At 61.4% G+C, this 16,029-nt stretch carries 21 protein-coding genes; 10 read left to right on the forward strand and 11 right to left on the reverse strand.

Annotation, left to right across the window (positions count from 1 at the left end; genetic code table 11):
* Nucleotides 1-293 precede the first annotated feature (293 nt).
* Together ACSAMW_RS00895 and ACSAMW_RS00900 are read left to right on the forward strand one after the other, a co-directional pair.
* Nucleotides 294-482 (forward strand): hypothetical protein, encoded by a 189-nt coding sequence (locus ACSAMW_RS00895; RefSeq protein WP_168080585.1) that lies wholly within the window; start codon nucleotides 294-296, stop codon nucleotides 480-482.
* Between the two features lie 48 nt (nucleotides 483-530).
* The gene (locus ACSAMW_RS00900; RefSeq protein ID WP_500592239.1) at nucleotides 531-1,541 is read left to right on the forward strand and encodes an Ldh family oxidoreductase; all 1,011 of its coding nucleotides are present in this window, start codon (nucleotides 531-533) and stop codon (nucleotides 1,539-1,541) included.
* An 18-nt stretch (nucleotides 1,542-1,559) separates the two neighbouring features.
* Here the strand turns inward: ACSAMW_RS00900 and ACSAMW_RS00905 are convergent, their stop codons facing one another.
* Nucleotides 1,560-1,874 carry an ElaB/YgaM/YqjD family protein gene (locus ACSAMW_RS00905; protein WP_500592240.1) on the reverse strand — a complete coding sequence of 105 codons (315 nt, stop codon included), beginning with the start codon at nucleotides 1,872-1,874 and terminating at the stop codon, nucleotides 1,560-1,562.
* Nucleotides 1,875-1,981: 107 nt separating this feature from the next.
* Here ACSAMW_RS00905 and ACSAMW_RS00910 point away from each other — a divergent pair, with 107 nt between their 5' ends.
* Nucleotides 1,982-2,236, forward strand: coding sequence for a hypothetical protein (locus ACSAMW_RS00910; protein WP_168080591.1), 255 nt, complete (start codon nucleotides 1,982-1,984; stop codon nucleotides 2,234-2,236).
* A 2-nt stretch (nucleotides 2,237-2,238) separates the two neighbouring features.
* Here ACSAMW_RS00910 and ACSAMW_RS00915 read toward each other — a convergent pair whose 3' ends face one another.
* Nucleotides 2,239-2,712, reverse strand: a complete 474-nt coding sequence (locus ACSAMW_RS00915) for an LEA/WHy family protein (protein WP_500592241.1) — start codon at nucleotides 2,710-2,712, stop codon at nucleotides 2,239-2,241.
* Nucleotides 2,713-2,784: 72 nt separating this feature from the next.
* On the opposite strand from ACSAMW_RS00915, the gene ACSAMW_RS00920 reads away from it, so the two are divergent.
* On the forward strand, nucleotides 2,785-3,087 hold the full coding sequence (locus ACSAMW_RS00920) for a hypothetical protein (protein ID WP_500592242.1): 303 nt from the start codon (nucleotides 2,785-2,787) through the stop codon (nucleotides 3,085-3,087).
* Nucleotides 3,088-3,103: 16 nt separating this feature from the next.
* Here ACSAMW_RS00920 and ACSAMW_RS00925 read toward each other — a convergent pair whose 3' ends face one another.
* On the reverse strand, nucleotides 3,104-4,057 hold the full coding sequence (locus tag ACSAMW_RS00925) for a D-2-hydroxyacid dehydrogenase family protein (protein WP_500593930.1): 954 nt from the start codon (nucleotides 4,055-4,057) through the stop codon (nucleotides 3,104-3,106).
* Between the two features lie 12 nt (nucleotides 4,058-4,069).
* Nucleotides 4,070-5,104: an alpha/beta fold hydrolase gene (locus ACSAMW_RS00930; RefSeq protein ID WP_500592243.1), complete on the reverse strand. Its 1,035-nt coding sequence runs from the start codon at nucleotides 5,102-5,104 to the stop codon at nucleotides 4,070-4,072.
* Between the two features lie 118 nt (nucleotides 5,105-5,222).
* Between ACSAMW_RS00930 and ACSAMW_RS00935 the strand changes: the two genes are divergently transcribed.
* The 4 genes from ACSAMW_RS00935 to ACSAMW_RS00950 all read left to right on the forward strand — a co-directional run bounded on the left by ACSAMW_RS00935 (nucleotide 5,223) and on the right by ACSAMW_RS00950 (nucleotide 9,071).
* Nucleotides 5,223-6,239: an AraC family transcriptional regulator gene (locus ACSAMW_RS00935; protein ID WP_500592244.1), complete on the forward strand. Its 1,017-nt coding sequence runs from the start codon at nucleotides 5,223-5,225 to the stop codon at nucleotides 6,237-6,239.
* Between the two features lie 70 nt (nucleotides 6,240-6,309).
* Nucleotides 6,310-7,071 carry an SDR family NAD(P)-dependent oxidoreductase gene (locus ACSAMW_RS00940; protein WP_500592245.1) on the forward strand — a complete coding sequence of 254 codons (762 nt, stop codon included), beginning with the start codon at nucleotides 6,310-6,312 and terminating at the stop codon, nucleotides 7,069-7,071.
* Between the two features lie 14 nt (nucleotides 7,072-7,085).
* Nucleotides 7,086-8,273: an acetyl-CoA C-acyltransferase gene (locus ACSAMW_RS00945; protein ID WP_500592246.1), complete on the forward strand. Its 1,188-nt coding sequence runs from the start codon at nucleotides 7,086-7,088 to the stop codon at nucleotides 8,271-8,273.
* Between the two features lie 21 nt (nucleotides 8,274-8,294).
* On the forward strand, nucleotides 8,295-9,071 hold the full coding sequence (locus ACSAMW_RS00950) for an enoyl-CoA hydratase (RefSeq protein ID WP_500592247.1): 777 nt from the start codon (nucleotides 8,295-8,297) through the stop codon (nucleotides 9,069-9,071).
* Between the two features lie 52 nt (nucleotides 9,072-9,123).
* Here the strand turns inward: ACSAMW_RS00950 and ACSAMW_RS00955 are convergent, their stop codons facing one another.
* The 3 genes from ACSAMW_RS00955 to ACSAMW_RS00965 are packed head-to-tail and all read right to left on the reverse strand — an operon-like array spanning nucleotide 9,124 to nucleotide 11,835.
* A complete protein-coding gene (locus ACSAMW_RS00955; RefSeq protein WP_500592248.1) occupies nucleotides 9,124-9,783 on the reverse strand; it encodes a response regulator transcription factor in 660 nt (219 codons plus the stop codon).
* Entirely contained in the window at nucleotides 9,780-11,174 is a 1,395-nt protein-coding gene (locus ACSAMW_RS00960; protein WP_500592249.1) for a sensor histidine kinase, read from the reverse strand. Before ACSAMW_RS00960 ends, ACSAMW_RS00955 begins: the two co-directional genes overlap by 4 nt.
* Nucleotides 11,152-11,835, reverse strand: a complete 684-nt coding sequence (locus ACSAMW_RS00965) for a response regulator transcription factor (RefSeq protein WP_168080611.1) — start codon at nucleotides 11,833-11,835, stop codon at nucleotides 11,152-11,154. Before ACSAMW_RS00965 ends, ACSAMW_RS00960 begins: the two co-directional genes overlap by 23 nt.
* A gap of 189 nt (nucleotides 11,836-12,024) precedes the next feature.
* On the opposite strand from ACSAMW_RS00965, the gene ACSAMW_RS00970 reads away from it, so the two are divergent.
* Nucleotides 12,025-12,480 carry a hypothetical protein gene (locus ACSAMW_RS00970; RefSeq protein WP_500592250.1) on the forward strand — a complete coding sequence of 152 codons (456 nt, stop codon included), beginning with the start codon at nucleotides 12,025-12,027 and terminating at the stop codon, nucleotides 12,478-12,480.
* Nucleotides 12,481-12,517: 37 nt separating this feature from the next.
* On the opposite strand, the gene pbpG is transcribed toward ACSAMW_RS00970, so the two are convergent.
* From pbpG to ACSAMW_RS00985, 3 genes are all read right to left on the reverse strand, one after another.
* Entirely contained in the window at nucleotides 12,518-13,429 is a 912-nt protein-coding gene (pbpG, locus tag ACSAMW_RS00975) for a D-alanyl-D-alanine endopeptidase (protein WP_500592251.1), read from the reverse strand.
* 186 nt (nucleotides 13,430-13,615) lie between these two features.
* Nucleotides 13,616-13,795 carry a hypothetical protein gene (locus ACSAMW_RS00980; RefSeq protein WP_500592252.1) on the reverse strand — a complete coding sequence of 60 codons (180 nt, stop codon included), beginning with the start codon at nucleotides 13,793-13,795 and terminating at the stop codon, nucleotides 13,616-13,618.
* Between the two features lie 108 nt (nucleotides 13,796-13,903).
* On the reverse strand, nucleotides 13,904-14,248 hold the full coding sequence (locus tag ACSAMW_RS00985) for a hypothetical protein (RefSeq protein WP_168080619.1): 345 nt from the start codon (nucleotides 14,246-14,248) through the stop codon (nucleotides 13,904-13,906).
* Between the two features lie 309 nt (nucleotides 14,249-14,557).
* Between ACSAMW_RS00985 and ACSAMW_RS00990 the strand changes: the two genes are divergently transcribed.
* Nucleotides 14,558-15,379 carry a shikimate 5-dehydrogenase gene (locus ACSAMW_RS00990; RefSeq protein WP_500592253.1) on the forward strand — a complete coding sequence of 274 codons (822 nt, stop codon included), beginning with the start codon at nucleotides 14,558-14,560 and terminating at the stop codon, nucleotides 15,377-15,379.
* Here ACSAMW_RS00990 and ACSAMW_RS00995 read toward each other — a convergent pair.
* Entirely contained in the window at nucleotides 15,376-16,020 is a 645-nt protein-coding gene (locus tag ACSAMW_RS00995) for a YceH family protein (protein WP_500592254.1), read from the reverse strand. The two genes, ACSAMW_RS00990 and ACSAMW_RS00995, sit on opposite strands and share 4 nt — an antisense overlap.
* Between the last annotated feature and the right edge of the window lie 9 nt (nucleotides 16,021-16,029).

Genomic DNA, 16,029 nt, shown 5'->3' on the forward strand with positions numbered 1-16,029 from the left:
CTGGAAGTGTGGTGTAACACCCTTCAACGAGGCTGTGTGAAGCCAGGGCCGCCGTGGCCACCACCGCCATGACCGCCGCCACCGCCTGGTGGCATAAACAACCAGCAACCACTAAGGCTGGCGGTCAACAGCACTGGGATCAGCCAGCTGATTGGACGCAACATTGCATAGCCCTCTTGATGTAAAGCCCGCACTGCATGAGCGGGCGCGGTACTATGACGCCGGTGCGGTAGAAATATTGCCCAGTGTTGGTTTCCACTTGGTAAGTATCTGGATACAAGCAAGAGTACCTTATGACAAACATGCAACGCCTGAAATACTCCTTACTGCTGTCTCTGGTGATCGTCGCCATCATGCTGGGCCTGTCTTGGTTGCAAGTTCAGGGGCGCATCGATGAGAAAACGTTTCAGTACCTGGCCATCGGGGTAGCGGTGGTCGCCGTTATCATCAATGGGGTGATGCGGCGCAAGGTCCGCCGATAACCTAAACGTGCGGATTACATGAAACCGCGGTAAACAGAGGTAAAAGCCGTGCCGGACGAACTGACCCTGAGCTACAGCGAACTTGAATCATTGCTGGCGACTATCTTCCACAAGCACGGCGCCTCACCCGCCGTGGCAGCGGTGTTGGCTGCCAACTGTGCTGGCGCCCAGCGCGACGGCGCAGAGAGTCATGGCGTGTTCCGCATGGCGGGGTATCTTTCCACCCTGGCAAGCGGCTGGGTGAGCCCGGCGGCGGTGCCGGTGGTAGAGGACGTGGCGCCAGGGGTAGTGGCAGTGGACGCCTGTAACGGTTTTGCTCAGCCGGCATTGGCGGCAGCGCGCTCGCTACTGACCCATAAGGCCAGGAGCGCGGGCATTGCGGTGCTTGCCATCCGCAACTCCCACCATTTCGCGGCGCTGTGGCCAGATGTGGAGCCCTTGGCTGAAGAGGGGCTGGTGGCCTTGAGCGTGGTGAATAGCATGACCTGCGTGGTGCCGCACGGTGCTGTGCGCCCCGTCTTTGGCACCAACCCTATTGCGTTCGCAGCCCCCTGTGAGGGGCGCGAGCCATTGGTGTTTGACATGGCGACCAGCGCGCTGGCCCATGGCGATGTACAGATTGCAGCCAGGGAAGGACATGACCTGCCGGAAGGTGCCGGCGTAGACGCTTCCGGGCAGCCTACGCAAGACCCTCGTGCGGTCCTGGACGGTGGGGCCTTGTTGCCATTCGGGGGTCACAAGGGCTCGGCCTTGTCGATGATGGTGGAACTGCTGGCCGCTGCACTGACCGGCGGCCATTTTTCATTCGAGTTCGATTGGGCAGAGCACCCCGGCGCCAAGACGCCTTGGACGGGCCAGTTGATGATTGTAATCGACCCTTCAAAAACCGGGGGCAACCGGTTCGCGGCGCGTGCGCGTGACTTGGTACAACAGATGACAGAGGCGGGTGTAAGCCGCCTAGCCGGTGATCGGCGCCATCGCCAACGGCAAGCAGCCTTGCGCGAGGGCATTACGCTTGCGCCCGACTGCCTGGCGCAGTTGCAGGCATGGGCGCAGTAAGCGGGGGGCGTGAAAGGGTCAGTCGCGGCGGTTGATCAGCATCGCCGCCATGGCACCCACGGCTGTAGCAATGCCCAGCGCTTTGAGCGGGTTGGCCCTCACATAGGCCTCTGTACCTTGCAGCGCAGGCGCCGCACGCTCGCCTAGCTGGCGCACCAGTACCGAGGCCTGTTGCATTGCCTGGTCCAGTTGTCGGCGTGCTGCACGGCCACGCGGGTAACCGGAACGGCCTTCAAGCAAGGCTTCGGATTCATTCACCAAGGCCGCCAGTTCACTGAACGCCTGGTCCATGATTTGCTCATCCATCAAAGGGTTAGAAGGTTTACGGGCCATGGCGGCTTCCTCGTTTGCGGCTGTGGTCAATCGGATTGCCTGCAGCCCTGAAAGTTGCAGAGAGGTGTAGACTACGCGGCTTTGAACAATCCCAGGAGGTAGGGTGCATGAGTTTGAATCTTGCCAACAAGTCATTCGATGAACGTTTGGCCATTGAGACTGAAAAGGCTCGCCATTTCGAAAACTGGAAGGCCAACCTGGGCCGTGCAAAGGCCGAGGCCGCACGGCTGATTGGTGAAAAACCTCGCCGTAAGGGGAAGTGGGCAGAGTGGGTACGCTCGGAGCTCGACCAGATGTCACCGCCCGACTATGCCAGTCTTGTGCGCACCGAAGTCAACAAACTGATGAGTGCGGCTCGCTAGGCTCAGGGCTTCGGCCCTTGCGGCGACAACAGGCGCGTGTCCAGCTTACCGCTGTCGGTGAAGCGCACAGCGCCTGACCACCCAGGTGTATCCAGCTTGCCATCCACTCGGTAAGGCATACCTTCCCCTACCTGAAGGCTGGCCAGCCCAACCGCCTGGCGCAGCACGGAAAAAGCCGACACCGTGACCGGTACGCTTATCAATGCTTCACTGTACCCGGCCAGCGTGCCTTGTGCCGGGCTGACGCCGCTGGCCAGCGGCTGGCCGTTCAACTGCAATGCCAGGGCTACCCCGGAATAATCAATAGCCTCGCGGTTTGGGTTCTGCACGCGCAACTGTACCTGCAGGCGCCATTCGAGGTCGGCACTGGGGGCCGGGTTGATACCCGCCACCTGCACTACCAATGGGTCCCTGGGCGGGAACAAGGCGCAGGCACCAAGGCTCAGACACAGCAACGACAGCAGTAGGGCTTTCATGGCCACCTCCGTAAACAGTGCTACTGCGACCCCGACAAGCGCCCCTGCGTTCGACCCATTCGAGGAGACCACATGAAACGTGCACGGTTGATCTTGTCTGCCTTGATGTGGGTACTGGTGGTGCCGGCCGTTTGTGCAGCACCGGCACAACCGTCTGGCCAGCCTCAAGCCCGGCCTGGGGTCAACGCTAACCCGATGGGCAGCCCTATACGGCGCATCAATCCCAATAGCCGGCAGGGCACAGTACCCAGCAACCCGGCCCGGCCAGCGGCCTCCCAAGGTCGGCCGCCTACGCTGGAGAATGGAGGTATCGGCAATGGGCAGCGCTTTCCTGCACCGGCCTCGACACCTGGCCAGCCAAGCGAAAAACGTTAAGCAGCACAGCCTGCTCCTAGTGCGCGCTTAGTACACGTACCGGGCGACCTTGGTGCCAGGCGATGATGTCTTCGATCATGGCCGTAAAGAAGGCCCTGTAGTTGTTTTCGGTGACGTAGCCGATATGGGGCGTTGCCAGCACCTTGGGCAGCCGGCGGAACGGGTGGTCAGCAGGCAAAGGCTCCTGATCGAACACATCCAGTGCTGCGCCGCCCAAGCGTTCGGCTTCAAGCGCCGCGATCAGGGCGTGCTCATCCACGATAGGCCCGCGTGACGTGTTAATGAGCAGCGCGCCTGGCTTCATCCAGGTCAAGGCCTGAGCATCTACCAAGTGGCGGGTGCGGCCGCTGAGCACCAAGTGGATACTCACGGCATCGGCCTGTTCAAACAGGGCTTGCTTACTAACCCGCTGCGCACCAGCCGCCTGCGCGCGTTCCTCCGTGAGGTTTTCGCTCCAGGCGATTACCCGCATACCAAAGGCTTTCGCATAGCCGGCCACAGTGCCACCTATGCTGCCAAGGCCTAGCAGGCCTAGGGTTTTGCCGTGCAAGTCGCTACCCAGGCTTGTCTGCCACCCGCCCGTGCGTACGGATTGAGCCTCCTGCACCAGGTTGCGACTGAGTGCCATGAGCAGCGCCCAGGTCAGCTCCGGTGCCGCCTGGCGGTAGCTGTCTCCGCCACAGACTGTAATGCCTTGCGCTGCTGCTGCCTTGAGGTCGATGGCCGCATTACGCATGCCTCCGGTTACCAGCAGTTTGAGGTTTGGCAGGCGGCGAATGAGGTCGGCATTGAACAGCGTGCGCTCACGCATCACACAGATCACCCCATAGGGCGCCAGTCGTTCAGCCAGGGTGTCTTCATCGGCAGGGTAATCGTGGAGAAACACCACTTGGCCCACCGCCGCCAAAGGGCTCCAGTCCACCACCCCTTGGGCCACACGTTGCCAATCATCCAGTACTGCAATGCGCAGTTCGCTCACGGGTTACTCCTGTTTATCGACAAGGGCAGGAACAGGTTGGGCCAGCCAGGCCAGCATAGCCTTGTGGAACTGGTCTGGCTGCTCCATTTGCGGGGCGTGGCCCAAGCCTGGGAACTCCACCAGGGTTGCCCCAGGAATGCGCTGGCTGGCCTGTTTGCCCAGTACGTCATAGTGCCCGAGCTTGGCCTTGACCTCAGGTGGAGCGATGTCGCTGCCGATGGCCGTGGTATCGGCGGTGCCGATGAGCAGAAGTGTCGGTACCTTGAGGCGGTCGAGCTCATAGACGACAGGCTGGGTGAAAATCATGTCGTAGATCAACGCCGAGTTCCACGCCACCACGTTATGGCCAGGGCCTTGGTTGAGGCCCGCCAGCATGGTTATCCAACGCTCGTAGGCGGGTGCCCAGCGGCCCCCATAGTACGTCTTGCGCTCGTAATCACGGATGCTGTCGGCCGTCAGCCTGGTTTCTCGAGCAAACCAGTCATCCACGGTGCGGTAGGGCACGCCCAGTGCTTTCCAATCCTCCAGCCCGATAGGGTTCACCAGCATCAGGCGCTCGGTGTCTTCCGGGTACATCAAGGCGTAGCGAGTGGCAAGCATGCCGCCAGTAGAGTGGCCCAGCACAGCGGCTTCCTTGATGCCCAGTTCATTGAGCAAGGCGTGGGTATTGCTGGCCAGTTGCTGGAAGCTGTACTGGTAATGCTCTGGTTTGCTTGAAGTACAGAAACCTATCTGGTCTGGGGCGATGACCCGGTAACCGGCGCCTGTCAGTATCTTGATGGTGGCCTCCCAGGTCGCCGCGCAAAAGTTTTTGCCGTGCAGCAGCACAAGGGTGTGGCCGTTGGCTTTGCCCGCAGCGGCAACATCCATGTAGCCCATCTGGAGGGTTGTACCCTGAGACTCGCAGCGGTAATGCTGCAAGGTGTAGGGGTACTCGAACCCTTCCAGTTGGGCCCCGTAGACCGGGGGCGTGTCTGCCGCGTGGGCAGTGGAAGCGAACAGCCCGGCGAGGGCATAGGCGATCAGGCGCAGGCGCATTGCAACGTTCCTTGGGCAGGGGATACAAGGCAGGACCAGCAAAGCGGTTCAGGGTTCAGCACTGACTTTCCGGCTGCCGCACTCTACCATGGACGCCTTATAGCCCAGGCATACCCCTGTGACCAAGGACACCATCTCTATCGCTCTGGTGCGCGAAGCACTGCTGGCAAGCCCCGAAGCGCATGCCGCACAGGCCCTTTCGCAGGCGGCCATCCCTATGGCCTGGCTGGAAAATGCTCAGGCCAGGGTGCCGGTCGGTACCTACGCTTCACTGTGGCGTGCGCTGGCCGAAGGGCTCGACGATGAATTCTTCAACATGGGTGCTCGGGCGCTGCCGGTGGGCAGCCTGGCCTTTGTCTGGCGCGCCGCACAGGGCCAGGGCAGCGTAGCCCAAGGCCTGACCTTGGCGCTTGAAGGTCTGCGCCTGATGCTGGGGCTTTCGTCAGTGCTTGAGCAGCAACACAGCCTGGCCCAGGTCTGCTTCAGCGAGTCGACAGCACCGACGCGCCCGTTCGCCTGTTTCACCTTCTGGATGATCGTGCATGGCCTCACCTGTTGGCTGGCGGGGCGCCGGGTGCCCATCCTCGCCGTTGACCTGCAAGCCCAGGCCCCCGAGTGCTGCGACGATTACCGGCGCTTCTTCGGCGACAACCTGCGCTTTGGGCAACCCCACACGCGGCTGGTATTTTCTGCCGACTGCCTCGATCAGCCGATACGACGCGCCGACGCCGACCTGCACGGTTTCTGCGCTCAGTTACCTGGCAACCTGCTGGTCAGGTATCGAAACACCGGCGGCCTGGCGCAGCGCGTACGCGAGCGCTTGCAAGCTGCGGGAGCGGCCGATTGGCCAGATGCTCCAGCGTTGGCTGCCGGCTACGGCCTTTCGGTAGCTACATTGCGCCGGCGCCTTGCGCAGGAGGGGCAGAGCCTTCAGCGGCTAAAGGCCAGTGTACGCAAAGCCCGCGCCGTGGCCTGGCTAGCGGAAGAGGGGTGCAGTATTGGGCAGGTGGCCGAACGGCTGGGCTTTGCCGATGAGAGTTCGTTCTACCGGGCCTTCCGGCAGTGGTTTGGCTGCAACCCCGGCCACTACCGGGCGCTCATCCAGGGTACTGGCCAAACCGCTCAAGGCAGGTGAGCGCTGGGGCTATTGTGCGTGGCTGTGTTTAGCCCGAGCATCAAGCCTCTCGTACCTGGCGGAGCGCTCCATGGATATTCGGAACAACAGCTTCATCGTCAGTGGGGCGGCCTCAGGGTTGGGGGCCGCGACTGCACAGGCGTTGGTTGAGGCCGGAGGGAAGGTTGTGCTGGTAGACCTGAACGCGGCGGCAGTCGCGGCCATGGCAGGCACCCTAGGGATGCCCCATGTAGCGGCGGACGTCACGGATGCTGCTCAAGCACAGGCGGCCGTGGACAAGGCCCTGGAGGCCTTTGGCGCAGTTCATGGGCTGGTCAACTGTGCCGGTATCGTGCTGGGCGAACGCATACTGGGGCGTGATGCCCCTCATGGGCTGGAGGCGTTTGCCAAGGTAATACAAGTAAACCTGATAGGCAGCTTCAACCTGCTGCGCCTGGCGGCAGCGGTGATGGCGAACAATACGCCCGATGCCAACGGTGGGCGGGGTGTGATCATCAATACGGCGTCGGTGGCGGCCTTCGACGGGCAGATCGGCCAGGCCGCCTACGCCGCCTCCAAAGGGGCTGTGGCCAGCCTTACGCTACCGGCGGCACGGGAGCTGGCACGGCATGGCATCCGTGTGATGACCATTGCCCCGGGGCTGTTCGAGACGCCCATGATGGCTGGCATGACTGACGACGTAAGGGCGTCGCTAGCCGCAGCCGTGCCGTTTCCACCACGCCTGGGCAAGCCGGCCGAGTACGCCGCCCTGGCCCTTCAGATTGTCGCTAATGACATGCTCAATGGCGAAGTGATTCGCCTGGACGGCGCCCTGCGTATGGCCGCGCGCTGAAGGAGTACCACACGATGAATGATGACCCGGTTGTGATCGTTAGTATTGCCCGTACCCCTATGGGTGGGCTTCAAGGGGTGTTGAGTGGGTTGAGCGCCACCCAGCTGGGTAGCGCAGCCATTGCCGCTGCCGTGGAGCGAGCCGGGGTGGCGCCTGAGTTTGTCGACGAGGTGCTGATGGGTTGTGTGCTGTCTGCCGGCCTTGGCCAGGCGCCGGCTCGCCAGGCCGCGCTGGGCGCAGGCTTGAGCAAGACGACGCCTTGCACCACGTTGAACAAGATGTGCGGGTCGGGTATGCAGGCCGTCATCTTCGGCCACGACCGGCTGATCGCAGGCAGCGCCACCACGGTGGTCGCCGGCGGCATGGAAAGCATGTCCAACGCGCCGTACCTGCTAGCCAAGGCACGCCAGGGCTACCGCATGGGGCATGGGACCATCCTTGACCATATGTTCCTCGACGGCTTGGAAGACGCTTATACGCCTGGCCGTCTCATGGGCACGTTCGCCGAAGACTGTGCCAGTGGCGAAGGCATCAGTCGCCAGGCCCAAGACACCTACGCCTTGGCCTCACTGGCGCGTGCACAACACGCCATGCACGCGGGGGAGTTTGCGATGGAAACCGTGCCGGTGACGGTACAGGTAGGCAAGGTGAGCCAGCTCGTCGACCAGGATGAGCAGCCTCCCAAGGCCAGGCCCGAGAAAATCCCTACCCTGAAGCCGGCCTTCCGGGAAGGCGGTACGGTCACGGCGGCCAACGCCAGTTCAATCTCTGACGGCGCGGCCGCGCTGGTGCTGATGCGCCAAAGCCAGGCCCAGGCACAAGGGCTTGAGCCGCTGGCGATGATTCGAGGCCACGCGGCCTTCGCTGATGAGCCCGCGTTGTTTCCCCTGGCGCCGGTCGGGGCCATCAACCGCCTGATGGCACGTACGGGGTGGTCGCTGGCAGACGTCGACCTGTTCGAGATCAACGAAGCCTTCGCTGTGGTGGCGCTGGCGTGCATGCAGCGGCTGGAGCTGCCCCACGAAAAAGTGAATGTACGGGGCGGTGCCTGCGCCTTGGGACACCCGATTGGTGCCTCAGGCGCACGCATTCTTGTTACGCTGGTGGCAGCTCTGCGCCATCGCGGGCTGAAACGCGGCGTGGCCGCCATCTGCATTGGTGGTGGCGAAGCCACGGCCGTGGCGGTGGAAAGCCTGGCTTAACCCTCAATAAAGGAGCATGTGATGTCCGAGTTTGAAACCATTGTGCAGGCGGTGCATGGGCGTGTGGGGCTGCTCACTCTAAATCGCCCGCAGGCACTCAATGCCTTGAATGCCCAAGTGGTAGATGAGTTGAACCAGGCGCTGGACCGTTTTGACCAAGACCCTGGCATCGGGTGTGTGGTGTTGACCGGATCGGAAAAGGCTTTTGCCGCCGGTGCGGATATCAAGGAAATGGCCGGGCTCACGTATCCAGGTATCTATGTGGATGGCCTGTTCCGTGAAGCTGACCGCATCGCTGCCCGCCGTAAACCCCTGATCGCTGCGGTTGCGGGTTACGCGTTAGGCGGCGGCTGCGAGTTGGCCATGATGTGCGATTTCATTCTGGCGGCGGACAACGCCCGCTTCGGGCAGCCGGAAATCAACCTGGGGGTGCTTCCGGGCATGGGCGGTACCCAGCGCCTCACCCGCGCCATCGGTAAGGCCAAGGCCATGGAACTGTGCCTTACCGGCCGCTTGATGGGTGCCGAGGAGGCCGAGCGTGCTGGGCTGGTGGCTCGTATCGTTCCCACCGCCGAGCTGCTGCAGGAAGCTTTAAAGGTGGCCGCCGTGATCGCTGAAAAATCCCTGCCCATGAGCATGATGGTAAAGGAAAGCGTAGAGCGGGCCTTCGAAGTCAGCCTGGCCGAAGGCGTACGCTTCGAGCGGCGGCTGTTCCATGCGGCCTTCGCTACCCAGGACCAGAAAGAGGGCATGGCTGCCTTTATCGATAAGCGCACACCTGGGTTTACTCACGAGTGACCCTAGGGTTTGTACCAAAAGTCGGCGAGCGCAGCCACTTTTCGTACAAAGCCTAGTCTGTGCGCAGCCGCAGGCTCTCGCTTAGACAATAACCATACCCCCGCAACGTCTGCAGGGCATACGGTGCGCCCAGCTCGGTCAGCTTACGCCGCAGGTTGCAGATGTGGCGTTCGATCAAAGGCCCCCGGGAGGGCTCTGCCGAACCCCACAGGTGACCCTCGATCGCATGACGGCTGATGGGTTCTGCGTGCTGGGCCAGCAAGGCCAGCAGGCGTTGCTCGGTGACGGTCACGCTTTGCTGAGCGCCGGCACGGCCTAACAAAAGCCGGTTGCTGGACAGCCACAGCCCTGGCCCAGGGTCGCTGGCCGGTACAGGATAATGCCGGGTCAGGGCCTGCATGCGCGCTTGAAGCTCTTCGGCGCTCAGCGGGCGAGGCAGGCAAAGGTCTGCCCCCGCTTGTAGCACCCGGGCACGGATGCTCGAATCGCTTTGCCCCAGCAATACCAGCAGCCTCGCGCGGCCTCGGCGGTCTACAGCCTTATGCAAGAGGTCTGCACGGGCCATGGGCAGGTCCAGCACGATATAGCCGTATTGGCCGTGCAAGTGCACATCGGCCTGTTCAGGCACGGTGCTGACAATGTCACCGGCATGGTCGGCAAACATCTGCATCAGGGCGTGGTCGGGCTGCTCGGTAATGTAGAGAAGGTTCATGTGGCAACCAGTGCGTTGGTGGGTCGGCAATCAAGGACCAGGCGAGCACCGCCCAGAGGGCTGTCTGTGACTTCAAGGCCGAAGCCATGCAGGTTCACGACTGCGCCTGCGATAGACAGGCCCAGGCCAAAGCCGCCCTGGGCAGACTCGTCGCTACGGTAGAAACGCTGGAAAATGGCCTGGCGTTCTGCTTCTGGAATCCCGGGGCCAGAGTCGTCCACGCTGATACGTGTTGCGTTTTGATAGCGCTCTGCACGCAATATGACCTGGCCCCCTGGCGGGGTGAACTTGATCGAATTGCCGAGCAGGTTGCCAATGGCCTCGAACAGCAGCGCACGGTCACCGGTCAGAGGCGGAACGTTATCTGGCACATCCAGCAGCAGTGCCAACTCGCCTTCTTCGGCCAGGGGCAGATAGAAATCGTGGAGCTCTTGCAGCAATTCAAGGGGGTCCATTTCCACGAAGCCCGAGCGGCGGCGGTGGTCTTCGATTTCAGAAATCCGTAGCAGGCCACGGAAGCGCGCCATCAACGTGTCGGTATCGGCAATGGCTTGGTCCAAGGCCTGCGCCTGCCCTGAACTGTCTTCGGTCTGCTGCTTGATGCGATACAACTGTGCTCGCAGCCGAGTCAGCGGCGTACGCAGGTCATGGGCAATGTTGTCACACACGCCCTTGACCTCGAACATGAGCTTTTCAATGCGGTCCAGCATGGCATTGACGATAGCGGCCAGCATGTCCAGTTCGTCACGCCGGTCGGACAACGGCAGGCGCCCAGCCAGATCTCCGGCCATGATCGCTTCGGCACTGGCCTGGATCTGGCGGATACGCCGCAGCGGCCGGCGCCGCAGCAGGTGCCAGCCTGCCGCACCCGGAAGCACGGTCAGCGAAATGCCCCACAGCAAGGCGCGCAGAATGATGTGCGTCACCGCGAACACGGAGCCGTTGTCCCGCACCAGTACCAGCCAGCGCCCATCACGTGTAGGCATGGCAACAGCGGCACAGCTGTCTTGCGGGAGTTTCAGGTCGTTGGAGTCTACGCAGTCATCCAGCTCATAGATTTCTCCATCCAGCGCCAGCCCGCGAGGGATGCGGTGCAGCTCGCCGGCAACCGGGTATAGCTCGTCGTCGAACAGGCCATAGGCGTCGAAGGCGCGGTCGTCGAAGGCCTGGCTGGCCGCCAGGGCATCTTCCAGGTCCTGCCCACCGAACCTTGCAAACAGGTGCTGGCGCTGCATCAAGGATTGCCGGGCCAGGCTGTTGAGGTAGTCCGACACTTCGAAGTACAGCACGCCCAGCAGAATGCTGCTCCAGGCCACGAACAGGAAACTGTATAGCGCCAGCAAGCGGCTGCTGGAAGAGCGCCACCCCTTAGAGGGGTTCGGCAATGACATAGCCAGACCCTCGAACGGTCTTGATCAGCGGCGGGGTACCGGCCGGGTCGATTTTCTTGCGCAAGCGCCCGATGTGCACATCGATCAGGTTGGTGCCGGGGTCGAAATGATAGCCCCACACTTCTTCGAAGATCATCATGCGGGTGAGCACCTGGCCGGCATTGCGCATCAGAAATTCGAGCAGCTTGAACTCGGTGGGCAGCAGGTTCAGCGGTTGATCGCCGCGGCGGGCTTCCCGGGTGATCAGATCCAGTTCCAGGTCCGCTACCTTCAAGGTGTTGTCCTGGGCGGTGCCGGCCAGTTTACGCCGTAGCAGTACCTCTACCCGTGCGGCCATCTCGTCCGAAGCAAAGGGCTTGGTGAGGTAGTCATCACCGCCTGCGCGCAGGCCTCGAACACGTTCATCCACATCCGACAGGGCGCTGATCATCAGCACAGGGGTCGACACCCCAATGGTGCGCAGCGTGGTGACAATCGCAAGCCCGTCTAGCTCAGGCAGCATGCGGTCCAGGGTAATGACGTCGTAGACGCCGCTGACGGCTTTCACAAGCCCCTCGCGGCCATTGTCGACCCAATCGACCTCAAGGCCATGGTTGCTCAGTTCCGCCACGATTTCCCGGGCGGTAACGGCATCGTCTTCGATGGTCAGTACACGTGTCATGGAAGTACCTGCAAGAAGTGAAGCGGACCCTGGCATTGTGCCAAGTTTTGATTGGAGGCTATTTGAAGATTATTTCATGTTCGCACGCCGCGTAAGGGCGGTGATACACGATGCTTACAAAGGTGTTCTAAAGCCTATGTAACAGCGGCCGATGAAGGGTAGGCCAATAAACCGTTCATAGGGTTCCCCATGACCAGCCTTTCCTCGATTGCTTCCAATCTTCATATCCAGACCTACGCCGTCAGCAAGGCTACCACCGCCTCTGTTGATGAAAACGCTACAACAGCTGTGGCAGGGGCTGATACGTCGACTACCACACAGGTCGCCGCCCCAGCCGGCGGTACTGCACCTGCTGGTGGTGGCTCCGGTTCCAGTGACAGCAGCAGTAACAGCTCAGACATCGTCAAGCAGTTGCAGCAGCGGTTGGCCAAGCTTCAGAAGGAGCTGGCCAAAGAGCAGCAGGCCCTTCAGGCGGCTATCAGTGCCAAAGTTAGCCCTGAGGAGAAAGCTACGGCCGTTGCGTCTGCACAGGCCCAAGTGGCCGCTACCAGTGGCGAGTTGCAGACGGTGAGCGCCCAGCTGTTAGAGGCGCTCAGCAAGCAGGGCAGTAGCACCAGCGGCAATAGCATCAGCACCACAGCCTAAGCCCTGGCGGAGCAGGGCGGTAACCGCTAGTAAAGGGTCAGTCCGCCAACTGGCGGTGCTTCTCGGCCTTGTATTGCATGGCCACGGCCGGCGCCTTGGCGCCGCGCCCGGTTTCTACCCAAGTGCGCAGGCGGGTAGCGTCGGCAAAGTGCGTGTACTTGCCAAAGGCATCCAGGATCACCATGGCTACTGGGCGGCCGCCCATGCTGGTCACCAGTACCAGGCAGTGGCCGGCCTTGTCGGTAAAGCCGGTCTTGGTGATCTGGATGTCCCAGTTTTTCTGGTTGAGCAAATGGTCGGTATTATGGAAGCCCAGCGTGTAGTTAGGCTTTTTAAAGCTGACCGTCTTTTCTTTAGTGGTACTGAGTTCCGACAACATGGGATAGCGGCGTGCGGCGGTCAGCAACTTGCTCAGGTCCCGGGCCGTGGACACATTCTGCTCGGACAGGCCGGTGGGTTCCACGTAGCGGGTGTGGCTCATGCCCAGGGCGCGGGCCCTGGCATTCATGGCGGTAATAAAAGCGTTGTAGCCCCCTGGGTAATGGTGGGCCAGGGTGGCGGCGGCACGGTTTTCAGACGACATCAGCGCGATCAGCATCATGTCGTGACGGCTGAGCGTGCTGCCCAGCTTGACGCGAGAAAACACGCCTTTCATTTCTTTCGTCTGGCTGATATCGACGGCAATGTCTTCGCTCATCGACTGTTTGGCGTCCAGTACGACCATCGCCGTCATCAGCTTGGTGACCGAGGCGATAGGCACAATCTGGTCAGGCTTGTTTTCGTAAATGACCTGACCGGTCTGAAGGTCTACCAACAGTGCGCTGTGAGAGGCCAAGTGCAGTTGGGCAGGGTCTCGACTGAAAGTGGCAGCCGCAGCGGTGACGTTCGACGTGAAGCAGGCGCCTGCAAGCACATAGCACAGGCCAAGTATCGAAAGAGGGGTTTTCACGCAGATCACTCGCAAGAAGAGTAGAAGTGTGGCGTCCCTGCCATCAAAGTTGGCCACATTGTAAATTTATGGCCAAGTGCCTGTCGATTGTCCGGGCAGCTAAATGTTTCTTCATTTAAGCCGTTAGGCCGGGCAGCACAGGTTGCCTTGCGAGCAAAAAAAGTTAAGCGGCGAACATCAGGCGCCTCAGGCCGCCAGGCACTGGCTCATGTCGCGGCAATGGCGTTCGGCAGCCGAGCGCGACATCAGCGGCGGGCTTACGACATTGCCGTCGAAGACGACGTACCAACACGCAAGCAACCCTAGGTCACGCAGGTGCTCGGGCACTGCACTACCGACAACGCTCATGATGTGAAATGAAGGCATGACAGGAACCTCGCTGACTCAATGCGCTCAGTGTCAGGGCCGAGCGAGCCGACGACAAATCAACGTGCTCAATAGTCGCTATTGAAACAGGCGTACTTGAGCACACGGTTACCAGCGTGGCGGGCCGTAATAGCCTCGCGGGGCATAGTAGCCATGGGGTGCATAGTACCCCTGCGGCACGTAGTAGCCTGGTGGCGGTGGCGGAGCCACGTAGACCGGCGCGGGCTGGTAGTAGACCGGCGGTGGGGGCGCCTGTACATAGACGGGCTGGGGCGCCACGTAAACCGGACGCTCCACATAGACAGGGCCTGGATTAGCAACCACAGCCCCTACCACAGCAGCACCCAACACCGCGCCAATGACGCCTGGGCCTATGCCGCCGTGTGCGGCCGCAGGCCCGGCCAGGCTGAGTGCGCCGACCAGCAGGGCAACCTTGGGGAGATGACGAATCATGATGGTTCCTCGCGATACGCAGTGCCTGGTGCCCGCCCTCGGGACCTAGGCTATGTACGAAAAGTCCTGACACTCGGTGATGCTGCGTTGAAAACAGCTTCGGAATGCTCATTTACAACCAGTAAACTCCGCCTCCTCAGCTGTTTTCGCCTTGCCTGACCTTCGCGTCAGAACATTTCGTACACAGCCTGGGACTGCCGTACACACTATGACAGCGAAACGGTTAAATGCAGCACCCGCAAATGGTAAATTTTCTGTAAGTTCACCGTATCGGTTTCCTTACAACTTCACAGACCTGTCGGACCTTTCATGGCTATTTTTCCCAGCAAGCACACCCAACTTTGCATGTCTCTGGCCGCGCGCCCAGGCAACTTTGGTACACGCTTCCATAACCACCTGTATCAAGCGCTAAACCTGGACTATTTCTACAAGGCGTTCACCACCTCGGACCTGCCAGCTGCCATCGCCGGCATTCGCGCGCTTGGCATTCGCGGGTGTGCGGTCTCAATGCCATTCAAGGAAGCCTGTATTCCCTTGATCGATGAGCTTGATGCGTCGGCAGCGTCTATTGCGTCTATCAATACTATCGTCAATAACGACGGTTACTTGAAGGCCTACAATACGGACTACCTGGCCATACGTCAGCTCATCCAGACCCATGCCCTCGACTCGGATTGCACCCTAGCCATTCGTGGTAGCGGCGGAATGGCCAAGGCGGTGGCCTGCGCGTTCCGCGATGCTGGGTTCGCCCGCGCTACGGTTATTGCGCGTAACCCTGAAGCCGGCCCGGCGCTGGCCAATCAATGCGGCTATCAATGGCAAGCGGATGTGCAGGGTGTGGAGGCTGACATTGTGGTGAACGTCACCCCCATCGGTATGGCCGGGGGGCCTGAAGCCAGTGCCTTGGCGTTCAGCCAGCAGACGATAGACGTGGCTGACGTCGTATTTGATGTGGTAGCACTGCCTGCTCGCACGCCGTTGGTGATAGCTGGCGAGGCCGCTGGCAAACGGGTGATCTCGGGGCAGGACGTGGTAGCCCTGCAGGCCCTGGAACAGTTCGCGCTGTACACCGGCGTACGGCCCAGTGATGCGCTGGTGGCCGAAGCAACTGCTTTCGCAGCAGCCGGTTAGTCCAGGCCTAGCGCTGTCAGGCGCGCTTCCAGTGCCGCCACTCGCGCTTCGAGTGCCTCCAGGCGAGTGGCCGCTGCTGCTGTATCCACCTCAGCAGGGGCGCTACCCTCCACGGCGCCCTCGGCCACATCAGCCCAGCCATGGGTAAAGCGGACTTCACGCTGGCCCGGTTGCCGAGGGAGTTGCTGCGCGTAGCCCCGTGCAATCAACCGGTCCAACTGATGACGTACCTGGTCGGCATCGTCGAAAGGGTACAGGCGGCTGGACCGCGTCCACAAATCCCCTAGGGTCTGTGACCCTCTGAGAAACAGCAGGCTTAAAAGCGCAACTTGGGCGGGCACCAGTTCCAGTGCCTTGTCGAGCCGGTGTTCATAGCGGTCGGCACGGTTGCCCATCACCAGCTTTGCAAAGCCTGCCTGTTCCAGTACTCGCAATCGTTGGCCTACCTCACCTGGGGCCAGCTGCATCACCGGCTCGCGGCTGGTTTTCTGGTTGCAGGCCAGCACCAGCGCGTTGAGGGTAAGAGGGTAGGTTTCAGGGTTGCTGGCCTGCTTTTCCACCAGGCACCCGAGAATACGAAGGTCAGCGGGGGTAAGGTCAGGCCTTTGCGGCGTGGCAGCGTTGTCAGAGTGGTCGGTCATGAACAGGGC

The organism is Pseudomonas sp. AB39(2026), from assembly GCF_059831485.1.